Genomic DNA, 13789 nt, shown 5'->3' with positions numbered 1-13789 from the left:
AGTGTAAAGAATGGGCGGAAGCTCATTCTTTTTTTTATTCATATGGAGAAAAAATCTTTTACTTTTGATGAAATTAAACTGAAGCTGGTGAACTATTGTGTGTACCAGGATCGTTGCCATGCCGAGGTAGAGCAGAAAATGAGAGAGTTTTTACTGATTGAAGAGGCAAAGGAAGAGATTTTCCTTTATCTGATGAAAGAAAATTATCTCAATGAGGAAAGGTTTACCAGAAGCTATATCAGAGGGAAATTTTACATCAAACATTGGGGAAGGAATAAAATCAGAATGAATCTTAAGCAGAAGCAAATCTCTGAAAAGCTGATTAATATGTGTTTTGATGAAATATATGAAGATGATTATATAAAAACGATCACAAGAATTTATGAAGATTATTTTTCTAAACAAAAAGGACTTCAGGAATATCAAAAAAAAGCAAAGACCATAAAATATTTAATGAGCAGAGGTTTTGAATATGAGAAAATAAATGATATTTTTGACTGAATGTTGATTAAATCTCACAAATAATTTTTTTTAAACTGAAAAAAAGAAAAAAATAGTTTTTTATGAAAGAATATTCTTCGTAAATATCACCCCCTGCTGAATTTTTATGGTATGATTTTTGTCAAGTCTTTGCTCTATTAACTGACTTCTAATGATTTCAGAAAATAGTTAAACATCAAATTTATTTTTGATTTCAGTAACTGAATAAAATTTTATTTTATTTTTGCATGATTGTATCGAAATTATCATTGGTGGATAATTGGATCTTACACTAACTAAAAATATGAACACAAAAATAGACAATGTAAATTCTCTTAGAAAAAAAATATTTGGAGGAGATAATGTTGTCAATCTCTCGGACGTAAGATATCTTCCTAGATGGATAATATTGGTAATAGATATTATTATTCTGGTTATATCTTTATTTCTTTCCACTTACATTATAGAAAAAATTACACAAAAAGAATTTATTTACCATGAAGATAAAAGTATTGTTTTTGCTTTTATTATACTGGTGAATACGGTTTTCATGTATATTTTTAAAACCTACGCTGGGATTATCAGACATTCTACTTTTATAGATTTATTTAAACTCCTTATTTCGTGCTTTTGTACCATGTTTGTCGTAGCCACGATAAATATTGCCTATTTTTGGATTACAGGAGGTAAATTTATTCTCACTCCTTATCTGGTTTTATATTTTGTGATCTCTTTTATGGGATTATTTCTCTTTAGACTTTATGTAAAAGAGTTTTTTCATATTGTAAGAGAATATAGAAGAAGTGCATTAAAGAAAAGAATTTTAGTTTTGGGAATTGATGAGCAGTCTATTGCCATTGCTAGAGCTATCTTGGATAATCCAAATCTTCCCTATCAGGTAGTAGGATTTTTAACGCAAAGAACAGATTCAAAAAGAGCCTCACTTCTTGGCAAACCAATCTACGCAAAAGAAAAAATTGAAAATAGTACAAAAGATGATCTTGTTGTTGACGGAATCATTATTGTAAAAGAAATGATGTCTAAGGATGAGATGAACTCCTGGGTTAATCTATTCTTAGAAAAAGATCTTAATGTATTTAAAGCCCCTTCAGTACAAAAATTAAGAGATAGTGATTTAGGAGGATCTATTAGAAATCTTCAGATTGAAGACTTACTTAACAGGAAGCCAATTAAGATTGAAAATGAGGAGGTTAAAAGCAGACACTATGGTAAAAATGTTTTGGTTACAGGTGGTGCAGGATCTATTGGTAGTGAAATCATAAGACAGGTTGCGCAGTTTACCCCATCTTTAATTGTCGTTTTAGACCAGGCTGAAACACCTTTGTATGATATTGAACTTGAAATGAAGGAAAAATTTCCTCATATCAGATTTAAGTTTGTATTAGCTGATGTATCTAATATTCATAGAGTAGAGCCTTTATTTCAGGCTTATAACTTCTCAATGGTATACCACGCGGCAGCGTATAAGCACGTTCCTCTGGTAGAAGATAATCCAAATGAGGCAATCCGTGTTAATGTTTTAGGATCAAAGAATATTGCTGTTTTATCCAGTCGTTACAAAGTCAACCGATTTGTAATGATTTCGACAGATAAAGCCGTAAATCCTACTAATGTAATGGGAGCTTCCAAAAGAGCAGCCGAGTTATTTGTTCAGTCTTTACAGCACGCTGAAGGTAATACCACGAAATTCATTACCACAAGATTTGGAAATGTTTTGGGATCAAATGGATCCGTTATTCCTCACTTTAAAAAACAGATCGAAGCAGGAGGGCCTGTTACCATTACGCATCCAGATATTGTAAGATATTTCATGACCATTCCGGAAGCTTGTGAGCTTGTTCTTCAGGCCGGAACGATGGGGCATGGAGGGGAAATTTTCGTTTTCGATATGGGAGAACCAGTTAAGATTCTCGATTTAGCAAGGAGAATGATAAAACTATCAGGTTTTGAACCTAATATCGATATTAAGATTATTTATACAGGACTAAGACCAGGGGAAAAGTTATACGAAGAGCTGTTAAGCGATAATGCAAAAACGCTTCCTACCCATAATGAGAAAATTATGATTTCTAAAGATCCTGCAATGTCGTTTTCGGAAATAGAACGCCTGGTTAATCATATAACAGAAGCTTCTGTAAAAAAAGAAAAAGTGGAAGTAGTTAAAATTTTGAAACTTATAGTTCCCGAATTTATAAGCAACAATTCGATTTACGAGGTTTTGGATAAATAGAAAAAATATAAATGTATATTTGTACAATTTTTAAATGTAATGAAAGGTAAAGCACTAGCCATATTATTAGCATTCTTATTAGTTTCCTGTAAATCTAAATCTAATGCTGATAATGAGTTAAATTATATGCAGAATATAGAAAATGTTGCTATAGAATCATCTGCAAAAAATTCAAATTCTACAATACAGATAGGAGATCAGTTGGTGATCCTTATTACGGCAAAAGATATGGATGTTGTAAGACCATTCAATCAGAATTATTCTTCATCGGAAGTCGTACAGAACAATGCTGCTTCAGGTGGGAATACTCCTTCGCAGGGAGCAACAACAATTTCAGGCCCAACTTATATTGTAGATTCCGATGGAAATATTGATTTTCCTGTTATTGGTAAGCTAAATACGACTAATAAAACATTAGTGGAATTTAAAGAAGAATTAAGAAGCAAAATGACAAAGTTTGTTCTTAATCCTACGGTGAATGTAAGGCTTTCTAATTTCAAGATTACCGTTTTAGGCGAAGTAAATAAACAAGGAGATTATACAATAACGAATGGACATGCTACAATCCTTAATGCTCTTGGGTTAGCGGGAGATCTTACCATGTATGGGAAGAGAGATGAAGTGTTGGTTATTAGAACTGAAAACGGTCAGGTAGTTCATGGTAAAGTTAATCTGAAGGATGCCAATCTTATCAATTCTCCTTTTTATAATTTGAAGCAGGGAGATGCAATTATCGTATCTTCTACCAATACAAAATATATTGCTTCAAAGCAAAACCCTAATACGGGAATATACCTTACTGCAGCTTCTGTAGCTGTAGGAGCAATCGCAATTATTGTTAGTTTGATTAAGAAATAAAAAAAATTAATGGACATCCAAAATTCCTCACAATTTTCCGAGATTAAAAATGAATCCCCAGGTATAGATATTAATGAAATAATAAAACCATACGTGCGAAGATGGCCATGGTTTATTATAAGTGCTATTATAGCTGTTATTTTAGGCTATGTTGCATTGAAGTTTATGACGCCTATTTATGAAGTACAGTCTACTGTACTCATAAAAGATTCTAAAAATCAATCGTCTCCCGTTTCTAATGAATTGGGAGTTTTACCTGATTTATCCGGATTTGGCGGATTAAAAACGAATAGTATTTCAAATGAAATTGAGATTTTCAAATCGAAGAGATTAATATATGATGTGGTTGAAAATCAAAGTCTTCAAACCAATATTCTTACCAAAAATAAACTCAGAACAATTGAATTATATAAAGAAACTTCTCCCATTGAGGTAAAGCTAATTTCGGAGAAACCTAATATTCTGCCTAATAATGTAATTAATCTTCAGATTAAAGGAGAACAATTGGTTATTAAACTTGCGGGTTCCCAAAAAGAAATTATATCAGGATTTGGAAAAACAATATCCCTTCCTTTTGCCAACATCATTATTGTAAAAAATAAAAAGTTTGAAAAAAAACCGGGTGACAAATTAGATTATGATAATTTAGAACTGGTGATCTCTTCAAAAGAAGGTAAAGTAAACAGCTTACAGGGAATGCTTAACGTAGCATTGGTCAATAAAGAAACTACCGTTCTGAAATTGAGCATGAAATACCCTCAGACTTCAAAAGCAAAAGACATTATTAATGCACTGATTATTGCGTATAATAATGACGCAATTTCAGATAAAAATGTAGAATCTAAGAAAACATTAGATTTTATAGAAGAGAGAATTAAAAAGCTTTCAGTAGAACTTGGACAGGTTGAAAATCAAAAAGAAAGTTTTAAATCAAAGAATAATCTTACAGATCTTGAAACTGAAGCTAAAATAGATTTACAAAGTTCAGCAGAAGCCAGAGCGAAACAATTGGATATTGATGCTCAGCTGGAACTTACAAATACATTAATTAATTTTGTTTCAAATCAGGGACAATATCAGGTTCTTCCTACTAATGTAGGCTTAAATAATCCAGATGCTACCGCAGGGGTAGGTTCATACAATCAGCTAATATTACAGCGAAACAGACTTTTAGAATCTGCAACTCCTGAAAATCCACTTGTGGTAGATGTTACCAAGCAGATCAATTCTATGCGTACCTCTATTATGCAGAGTTTGCAGAGAAACAGAAAAGGTCTTGAGCTTGCCAGAAATGAATATCTGGGTGAACAAAATAAAGTAACCAACAAGATCTCAAAACTTCCAACCATTGAAAAGATTTTCAGAGGGATTGAAAGACAGCAGCAGATTAAAGAAAATTTATATCTATTATTACTTCAGAAAAGAGAGGAAACTGCAATTGCACAATCTATCTTTGCCCCTAAAGCCAGAGTTATAGATATGGCATTTGCATCTATGGGACCTGTAGCTCCACAAAAAAGCATTATTCTTTTAATTGCACTTTGTATTGGACTGCTGATTCCTCTTGGTATCATTTACCTGAAAGAAATACTGAATAATAAACTGGAAACCAAACATGATCTTGAAAAATTAGTTCATGCGCCAGTTATTGCAGAATTACCAAGTATTGAAAAAGGAGAATCTGAAATTGTTAGAGTTAATGATATTACTCCAATGGCAGAAGCATTTAGAATTCTGATCACAAATATGAATTTTATGCTGCCTAAAAATAAAGATAAAGGTAAAATTGTTTTTGTGACTTCTACTGTAAAAGGAGAAGGTAAGACCTTTACTTCGGTTAATTTAGCTCTTACTTTAGCAAACCCAAAGAAAAAAGCCATTATCATTGGTTCCGATATCAGGAACCCTCAATTACAACGTTATAATCCGGCGAGAAAGGGACTTATTGGACTTACTGAATATCTGTATTCTGATCAGACAAAAATTGAAGATATTGTTCATGTATCTACATTTAACCCTCACCTTGATGTAATTTATTCGGGGATGATTCCTCCTAATCCAACAGAATTGTTGTCTAATGGTAGATATGAACTGCTTCTTGATAATCTTAAGGATAAATATGACTACATTATCTTAGATACAGCGCCATTGTTGCTTGTTACTGATACATTCCTGATTGCTGAACTTTCAGATGTTACCCTGTATGTATCAAGATCTCAGTATACAGAGAAATCATTGATTGAATTTGCAAACAATAATATTGATCAGAAGAAAATCAGAAATGTTGGATTTGTCCTGAATGATGTAAGCAGAGAAAATCTGGGATACAGTAATAAATATGGATACGGATATAATAATGTAGAGGACAAAAACTTATGGCAAAAGATTAAAGGTTTATTCGGTAAATAATGACATGAAATGATGAGAAATTATAAAATTGCAATTATTGGACAAGGATATGTAGGTCTTCCCTTAGCGTTAGAATTTGCTAACTACTATCCTGTACTTGGTTTTGATATTAATGCTGAGAGGATTATTCAACTGAATGAAGGGGTAGATATTACGCTTGAAGCAGAAGCTGATAAACTTGCTGTAGGATTAAAAAAATATGCCGAATCAAGAGGAGAAATAGGATATAGAGCAACAGCAGATATCAACGAAATTTTAGTTTGTAATATTTTTATTGTCACTGTACCTACTCCTATAGATAAATACAACGCTCCTGATCTTGGACCTTTAATTTCTGCATCCAAGATGTTGGGGGATATTATTAAGAAAGGTGATATTATTATTTATGAATCAACTGTTTTTCCTGGTTGTACAGAAGAAGAATGTGTTCCGGTACTCGAAAAATCTTCAGGACTTAGATTTAATAAAGACTTTTTTGTAGGATATTCACCTGAAAGAATTAATCCGGGAGATAAAGTAAATACTTTAACCAGTGTTAAAAAAGTAACTTCCGGATCTACGGAACAAGTAGCGGAGGAAGTGGATTCGCTCTATAAAAAAATTATTACAGCAGGAACCCACAAAGCTCCGAGTATTAAGGTTGCTGAAGCTTCTAAAGCAATAGAAAATGCACAAAGAGACGTGAATATCTCTTTTGTGAATGAGCTGGCCCTTATTTTTGATAGAGTTGGAATTGACACACATGATGTTCTGGAGGCAGCCGGCACAAAATATAACTTTCTAAAATACAAACCTGGATTAGTTGGTGGACATTGTATATCCGTTGATCCTTATTATTTAGCGCACAAGGCCGAACAATTAGGCTATCACCCGGATGTTATTTTATCTGGCCGCCGGGTAAATGATTCCATTGCAAAATTCATTGCATCCAAAGTTGTAAAACTTCTTATTTCAAAAGGAGGTGTTATCAAAAATTCCAAAGCTTTGATTTTAGGTGTAACTTTCAAGGAAAACTGTCCTGATGTTAGAAATACAAAAGTATTGGATATCTATTCTGAATTGATTGATTATGGTATTGATGTAGATATCTTTGATCCATGGGCGAGCCGTGAAGAAGTAAAACATGAATATGGTGTTGAAATGCTTGAACATCTTGATGAGACTAAAAAGTATGACTCTATTATCATCGCTGTTTCCCATAATGAATTCCTTGAAATGGATATTCAGAAATTCAAAAAAGAAAATACTGTTGTATTTGATACTAAGGCGTGTCTAGACAGAAACCTGGTAGATGCCAGACTGTAATTCTTGAATTCTGCAAAGGACATTAGATTATAATTGTTGATGAAAGAAAGAAGTTTAAGTGTAAATTATATTCTAAGTGCTCTTAGAATTTTAACCTCAGCTATCGTTGGGCTGCTTATTATGTCTCATGCCAATAAAGTATTGGGCGCAGAGATTATAGGGAAAGTAGAATATGCAAATACCATTATCAATTACTTTATTATGTTCTCTCTTTTGGGAATTCCAATGTATGGAGTAAGAGAAGTTGCCAAACAAAAAAATAATAAAAAAGAACTTTCAAAAACACTGGTAGAGCTTCTTTCCATTGTGTTTTTTACTACACTTGCTGCTTACATCGTATTATTTACATTTTTATTTGGTTTTCATTTTTTTGAAAATTATAAAAATTTAATTCTATTATTTAGTATTGTTATATTTTTAAATAATGCTGGTGCGGAATGGTTTTTTATAGGAATGGAAGATCAGATGTATATTACCATAAGATTTGTTTTTGTTAGGCTGATCGCATTGGGAATGCTCTATTTTATGGTAAATACCCAAGATGATTATCTTATATACGTTTTGATTACTATCCTATACATTTGCGGATCAAATATATTTAATTTTTACTTTTTATTCAGGCATATTCAATTCAATGAAATCCGATATAAAGACCTTGACTTTAAAAGACATATCAAACCTGTTATGACTATTTTTATAGCAGCAGTTTCTGTAAATATTTATTTACAACTGGATAGTTTTTTAATTAGTAAATTAGCCGGTGATAAGTATCTGGGGTATTATGCCGCTTCTAATAAACTCATAAGACTTGCTATCACATTTATATCTGTAATAGGTCTTGTTTTAATTCCACGACTATCGGCTTATTGGGAATCTGATAGAAAGATGTATACAGATACACTCACAAGATCATTTAATCTAATACTGATATTCTTTATACCAATTTCTGCTTATTTTTATATTTTTTCAGAAAAAATAATTTTAACTATGGCAGGTAAAGATTTTTTACCCGCTATACATACTATGAAATTGTTGGCGCCTGTTTGTCTTATTGCTGGTGTTGTATATTTTTTGGGATATCTCGTTTTGTTTATCCAAAAAAGAGAAAAAATCTATACTTACGCAGTAATTCTTTCAGCAGTTTTCAGCGCTTTAGTTAACTTATATGCAATAAAAAAGTGGCAACAGGATGGAGCTGCGGTAACTCAAATATGTGCAGAAATATTGGCAATATTATTTATGTTGGCTTTTATTTGGAGAGAACTTCCTAAAAAACTTTTATTTAATATTAATATCTTGAAAATTTTAATAAGCTCAACGTTAGGATTTCTATGTATAGTTCTCTTTAGAAAATATATTAACTGGGAGTTTAACTTCTTTACTTTTACCGGAGAATCAATTATCTTTTTTTTATCTATCTTTGTTAGTCTTCTCTTAACGAAGGAAAAATATGTCTCGGAAGCACTTTCAATGATAATTAAGAGATTTAAACAGATAATCAAATAGTTTTAAGCGAAAATGATTCCATATATTATACTTTATTTTTTGTCAACTTTGCTTTCACTTTATACTTACCTTAAAGAAAGAACAAATGCCATACCCTTTTTGCTTTTTATATTAGCTGTAGGGATATATGCGGGGTCAAGATTGAATTTAGGTGGATATGATTATGATGTGTATGAGTTAATGTATAATAATACCAATTCAGATTTTTCCGATCTGGTATCTCCTGGATATTTTCTTCTACAAACAACAGAAAAAGGATATATTTTTGTCATGTCCTTTTTCCGATTTCTACATGCAGGTTTTAATACTTTTTTTATTTTCCTTGGACTGTTCTGTAGTTTTGGATTGTTTTTTGTCTTCAGACAATATTCAAAGTTTCCCTATCTTATTCTCACTATTTTTTTAGCGAAAGGATACCTATATTACTTTTTTACTGCGCAACGGCAAATTATAGCTATGGTTATATGCTGGATTGCTCTTAAGGCTGTTATTGACAGAAAATTAATACCGTTTTTACTTCTAGTTGTATTGGCTTCCTTTTTTCATACAAGTGCTATTGTCTTTGTGATCGTATATCCTATTGTTACCTTAAAGATAACAAATAAGGGAGTGATTATGTTACTTCTTGGGTCAATCCTTATTGGAGTACTTAAAATAGGAATTATTTTAGGAACATTCATTTCCGGTTTTCTGCCGTTTGGGGCGGATAAATTGACCGGATATTTAGAAGGTGAAACCACAGGAGTAAACATTTTGAACTTCATCGAAATGGTTCCTATACTTTTTATTATCCTGCATTTTAGAAAAAATATTGAAAAGAAAATTGATAACTTTAATGCTCTTTTTAATATATATTTAGTATTTGTACTTATCACATTTGCTTTTTATGATTTTGTTTTTATTGCTAGACTGAAAGGTTATTTTTTAATTGGATATATTATCATATTATCATCTCTTTGTTATATTCCACAGAAAAAAAAGCTGGGAATTGGCATAGTTTTTTTATTGCTGTTGTATTGTTTTGCTGTATACGCAAGAGAATTGTTGACATTTGACGATGGTGAAGGTTATCTGCCTTACAGGTCTTATTTATTTAATAATTTTTAGGAAATGAATTATTTAAAAAAAAGCTTAGTAATATTGTTTTTTCAGTTTATATTATTCTCTTATGGCCAGTCAAAAGAGATTAATATCAATACATTTAAAGTCTATGGAAATGATAAAGCTGATGTTACAGGAAATTTTGACAAAGCTATAGAATATATAAGTACTAATGGAGGTACTCTTTACATTCCGAAAGGAAATTATTATTTAGATAATAAAAACAGAATTAGAAAGGGAATAAATAATAATAGTTATATCTTTTTGGTTAAAAATAATTTTAAAATAAAATTAAATAAGGAAGCTGTTCTTTATTATAGAAATAATTTCAAGGGATTCAGATTCAGGAGTACTCAGGATCCTAATGATAAGACTATTAATAATTTTGAAGTTGAAATAGAAGGGGGTACAATAGATTGTTCAGCCAATTATACTGTAAAAACAAAAGGAAATCCTGATATTTGGGCGTTTGTAGGAGAAACTCTTAAAAGGTTTAAAGCTACTAACATGGTAGTTCGTAATCTTTATGGAACTGCAGCAATTGGTGCAGGCTTTAATGATGTAAATCTGATTTCAGATAACAGATTTGAAAATGTTACAGGAAATCCATTAGATTATATTGATAACCATGGTAATGGTATTTATATAGCAAACAGTAAAAGTTATGAAGTAAAAAACAACAAGGTTATCAATAATCTGAACATTACTAAAAGGTTGGGAACAGTAGGTATCTGTATTGAGGGAGAAGGAATTGGAGATGGAGTAATTTCAGGTAATGAAGTTACCGGATATGACAGAGGTATTCATGTTGAGCATACTGAAGGAACCTCAACAATCATTAATAATCATTTAATAGGTAACTCTTCGGGAGTAGTTTTGTGGGATAATAATGGATATAAACAGATTGTGGAGTCTAATATTATCAGTAACAAAGGGCTTAGTAAGAATAATAAACCTATTTTATATACATCTGCTCCTTTGCTGATCTTAGGGTATAATACAAATGAAGGGACAATAATCAAAGGCAATACGATTACATTGGAAAAAGATTTTTTTATACCTAATGAACTGCTTCAGGTCACAAGTAATAATGTTGCAATATCAAATAATACATTTTATGATGAAACCGGAACTTTATCTCTTTCTATAGCACAAGGCAGAGGGCAAAAACAAAAAGTTAGGAATATAAGTTTTTTCAGTAATAAAGTAAAGGGAGCAAAACTTTATGTATATGATGCAAGTGATGTAAATGTTTCTGATAATCAATTTGATGTGGATGAAGCTGTTTTCTCTTTTGACAATTCAAATAATGTTTATAAAAATAACTCATTTCCTGTAAGGAGAAGTGCCAATAAGATTCAATTATTTGGAAAATATATGATCCGTTAAAGTATGAATAGAAAGAAAATAATAAAGTACATTAAATCTGATTTATACAGATATACAGGTAATTATTCATTGAGATCTTTTTTAATTCAATATTTGATTAATAGAGGATTTAATTATTCTGTTTGGATGAGGCTTTGCCAGCACAGAAATCCATTATTTCATAAAATATGTTTTGTCATCTTAAATTTCAAACGTATTAGATACAGAATTGATATCAGCCATAAAACAAAGATTGGATATGGATTTTATTTAGGACATTCCGGACCATTAGTGATTAATCCTACAACTATAATCGGGAATAATGTCAATCTGTCTCAATATGTAAGTATAGGTGCTAATGAAAATAATGCTGCTGTAATAGGAGACAATGTGTATATTGGTCCTAACGTGTGTATTATAGAAAATGTGAAAATCGGAAGTAATTCAACCATTGGTGCAGGTAGTGTAGTAATTAAGGATATTCCTGAAAATGCTACTGCTGCTGGAAATTATGCTAAAGTTTTGAATTTTAATAATCCAGGAAGATACGTCAATAACAGATTCGAAAATTAAAAAAATGCTTATAACAATTTTCACGCCAGCCTATAACAGAGGATCTTTGCTAAAAAGATTATATGATAGCTTATGTGGGCAGGAGGCACAAAATTTTGAATGGATAATTGTAGATGATGGTTCTTCTGATAATACGGAGGCTGTGATTAAAGGTTTTGTGGAAGAAAATAGGATTAATATTATTTATCATAAACAAACAAATTCCGGAAAACATATCGCTATCAACAAAGGTGCTGAATTAGCCAACGGAGAGCTGTTTTTCATTGTTGATAGCGACGATTATCTTACTGATGATGCAACAAAAATAATTGCTCAAAAATATAAAGAAGTTCAAGGAAATGAAAGATATGCCGGAATATCAGGAAGAAAAGGATATTCTGAAAAAGAATTCATTGGTTCAAAAGAAGAATTTAACGATATTCATGCCAATGCATTAGATTTCAGATATACTTATAGGATGAAAGGAGACATGGCTGAAGTAATAAGAACAGAGATCATCAGAAAATATCCTTTTCCCGTAAAAAATGAAAAATTTTGTACAGAAGGCTTACTATGGTTCAGAGTTGCTCTGGATTATAAATTTCTTTGGTTTAATAAAATTATATATATTGCTGAATACCTGGAAGGAGGATTGTCAAATAATATTTTTAAAATAAGAAAAAACTCTCCTGAATATGCTACTCTTTTTTATTCAGAGTTGTCAAAGATGCCTGTTCCTTTTACTCAAAAAATAAAAGCAAATATGAATTACTGGCGATTTGCCAGGTTCTCTCCAAAAACATTTTCAGAGAAGTGGAATAATATAAACCCTTTTCTTTCTTTGATAGGACTGCCGTTAAGTTTAATATTTTTAATAAAAGATCCTAAATGAAAATCTTGCATATTATAGACAGTCTGGGGGCGGGCGGTGCAGAAAAATTAATAGTTGATACAGTTCCGTTATTGGTAGAAAGAAGCAATGAAGTTGATGTACTTTTGCTGAATGGAGAAAAGACCCCTTTTTATGCTGAATTGGAAGAGAAAAACTGCTGTAATATATATTCACTCGGAAGATCGTTTTATAATCCATTTTATATTTTAAAAATTATCCCTTATCTGTTTAAATATAATGTAGTTCATGTTCACCTTTTTCCTGCACAATATTTTGCTGCATTAGCAAGAATTTTTTGCTGGAAAAAACAAAAATTTATATTTACAGAACATAATACTTCTAATAGAAGACTGAAAAATAATAAACTGAAAACTCTGGAGCGGTTTATCTACAGCTTTTATGATAAAATAATATGTATTACGCCAGAAGTAAAAGAAGTTTTAATAAATAAACTGGCGATTAAGGAGAATAAGTTGATCGTTATAGAGAACGGTGTTGATATTGCTAAAATAAATAATGCAAAACCACATAATAAAGAAACATTCAGATTTAAGGAAACTGATATTTTATTAATGATGGTGGCGGGTTTCCGTGAGCAGAAAGATCATGATACACTTATCAAGACATTATCTTCTTTGCCAGAAAAATATAAATTAATTTTAGTGGGAGGTGGAGAGCGTGAAGATAAACTTAAACAATTGGTTGAAGCTCTCGGCTTACAAAATAGAGTGCATTTCTTAGGAATAAGATCAGATGTATATTCTTTATATAAAATGAGTAATATTGCTGTGTTGAGCTCACATTATGAAGGGTTTGGAATTGCCGCTGTAGAAGCAATGGCTTGTGGAATACCTCTTGTTGCTTCTGATGTTGAAGGGCTTGCACAGGTAGTCTCAGGAGGAGGAATAGTATTTGAAAAAGGAAATACTGATGCTTTGAAAGAACGTATTTTGAGTTTGGAGAATGAAGCTTATTACAAAGAAATTGCTTTTAAAGGAAAGGTTAAGGCTCAACAATATGATATTAAAAAATTGGTAGATAGAACGATAGATATTTATTGTAATTGA

The 13789-nt window shown here is 31.3% G+C and carries 11 protein-coding genes; all 11 read left to right on the top strand.

From position 1 onward, the window contains the following. Positions 1–36 precede the first annotated feature (36 nt). The 11 genes from CHSO_RS20595 to CHSO_RS20545 all read left to right on the top strand — a co-directional run bounded on the left by CHSO_RS20595 (position 37) and on the right by CHSO_RS20545 (position 13789). Positions 37–501 carry a regulatory protein RecX gene (locus CHSO_RS20595; RefSeq protein WP_410493412.1) on the top strand — a complete coding sequence of 155 codons (465 nt, stop codon included), beginning with the start codon at positions 37–39 and terminating at the stop codon, positions 499–501. 283 nt (positions 502–784) lie between these two features. Further along, positions 785–2731 (top strand): polysaccharide biosynthesis protein, encoded by a 1947-nt coding sequence (locus CHSO_RS20590; RefSeq protein WP_045503076.1) that lies wholly within the window; start codon positions 785–787, stop codon positions 2729–2731. Between the two features lie 39 nt (positions 2732–2770). Beyond that, positions 2771–3589 carry a polysaccharide biosynthesis/export family protein gene (locus CHSO_RS20585; protein WP_045500333.1) on the top strand — a complete coding sequence of 273 codons (819 nt, stop codon included), beginning with the start codon at positions 2771–2773 and terminating at the stop codon, positions 3587–3589. 9 nt (positions 3590–3598) lie between these two features. Next, positions 3599–5998: a GumC family protein gene (locus CHSO_RS20580; RefSeq protein WP_045500330.1), complete on the top strand. Its 2400-nt coding sequence runs from the start codon at positions 3599–3601 to the stop codon at positions 5996–5998. Positions 5999–6007: 9 nt separating this feature from the next. After that, entirely contained in the window at positions 6008–7303 is a 1296-nt protein-coding gene (locus CHSO_RS20575; protein ID WP_045500327.1) for a nucleotide sugar dehydrogenase, read from the top strand. Positions 7304–7342: 39 nt separating this feature from the next. Beyond that, positions 7343–8809, top strand: a complete 1467-nt coding sequence (locus CHSO_RS20570) for a flippase (RefSeq protein WP_045500325.1) — start codon at positions 7343–7345, stop codon at positions 8807–8809. A 99-nt stretch (positions 8810–8908) separates the two neighbouring features. Continuing rightward, positions 8909–9916, top strand: coding sequence for an EpsG family protein (locus CHSO_RS20565; RefSeq protein ID WP_171817674.1), 1008 nt, complete (start codon positions 8909–8911; stop codon positions 9914–9916). Positions 9917–9919: 3 nt separating this feature from the next. Further along, a complete protein-coding gene (locus CHSO_RS20560) occupies positions 9920–11299 on the top strand; it encodes a hypothetical protein (protein WP_045500320.1) in 1380 nt (459 codons plus the stop codon). Positions 11300–11302: 3 nt separating this feature from the next. Then, the gene (locus CHSO_RS20555; protein ID WP_045500317.1) at positions 11303–11851 is read left to right on the top strand and encodes a serine O-acetyltransferase; all 549 of its coding nucleotides are present in this window, start codon (positions 11303–11305) and stop codon (positions 11849–11851) included. A gap of 4 nt (positions 11852–11855) precedes the next feature. Continuing rightward, positions 11856–12722, top strand: coding sequence for a glycosyltransferase family A protein (locus CHSO_RS20550; protein WP_045500315.1), 867 nt, complete (start codon positions 11856–11858; stop codon positions 12720–12722). Beyond that, positions 12719–13789 (top strand): glycosyltransferase, encoded by a 1071-nt coding sequence (locus CHSO_RS20545; protein ID WP_045500312.1) that lies wholly within the window; start codon positions 12719–12721, stop codon positions 13787–13789. The genes CHSO_RS20550 and CHSO_RS20545 overlap by 4 nt, the downstream gene beginning before the upstream one ends.

The sequence above is a fragment of the Chryseobacterium sp. StRB126 genome (assembly GCF_000829375.1).
GTDB lineage: Bacteria > Bacteroidota > Bacteroidia > Flavobacteriales > Weeksellaceae > Chryseobacterium.
Note: the sequence above shows the minus strand (reverse complement) of the source record. Positions and strands in the feature narration are given on the sequence as shown.

Coding starts and splice junctions, on each gene's coding strand:
- CHSO_RS20575 (WP_045500327.1), top strand. CDS start 6,008: ATGATGAGAAATTATAAAATTGCAATTATTGGACAAGGATATGTAGGT.
- CHSO_RS20570 (WP_045500325.1), top strand. CDS start 7,343: ATGAAAGAAAGAAGTTTAAGTGTAAATTATATTCTAAGTGCTCTTAGA.
- CHSO_RS20580 (WP_045500330.1), top strand. CDS start 3,599: ATGGACATCCAAAATTCCTCACAATTTTCCGAGATTAAAAATGAATCC.
- CHSO_RS20585 (WP_045500333.1), top strand. CDS start 2,771: ATGAAAGGTAAAGCACTAGCCATATTATTAGCATTCTTATTAGTTTCC.
- CHSO_RS20560 (WP_045500320.1), top strand. CDS start 9,920: ATGAATTATTTAAAAAAAAGCTTAGTAATATTGTTTTTTCAGTTTATA.
- CHSO_RS20550 (WP_045500315.1), top strand. CDS start 11,856: ATGCTTATAACAATTTTCACGCCAGCCTATAACAGAGGATCTTTGCTA.
- CHSO_RS20545 (WP_045500312.1), top strand. CDS start 12,719: ATGAAAATCTTGCATATTATAGACAGTCTGGGGGCGGGCGGTGCAGAA.
- CHSO_RS20590 (WP_045503076.1), top strand. CDS start 785: ATGAACACAAAAATAGACAATGTAAATTCTCTTAGAAAAAAAATATTT.
- CHSO_RS20555 (WP_045500317.1), top strand. CDS start 11,303: ATGAATAGAAAGAAAATAATAAAGTACATTAAATCTGATTTATACAGA.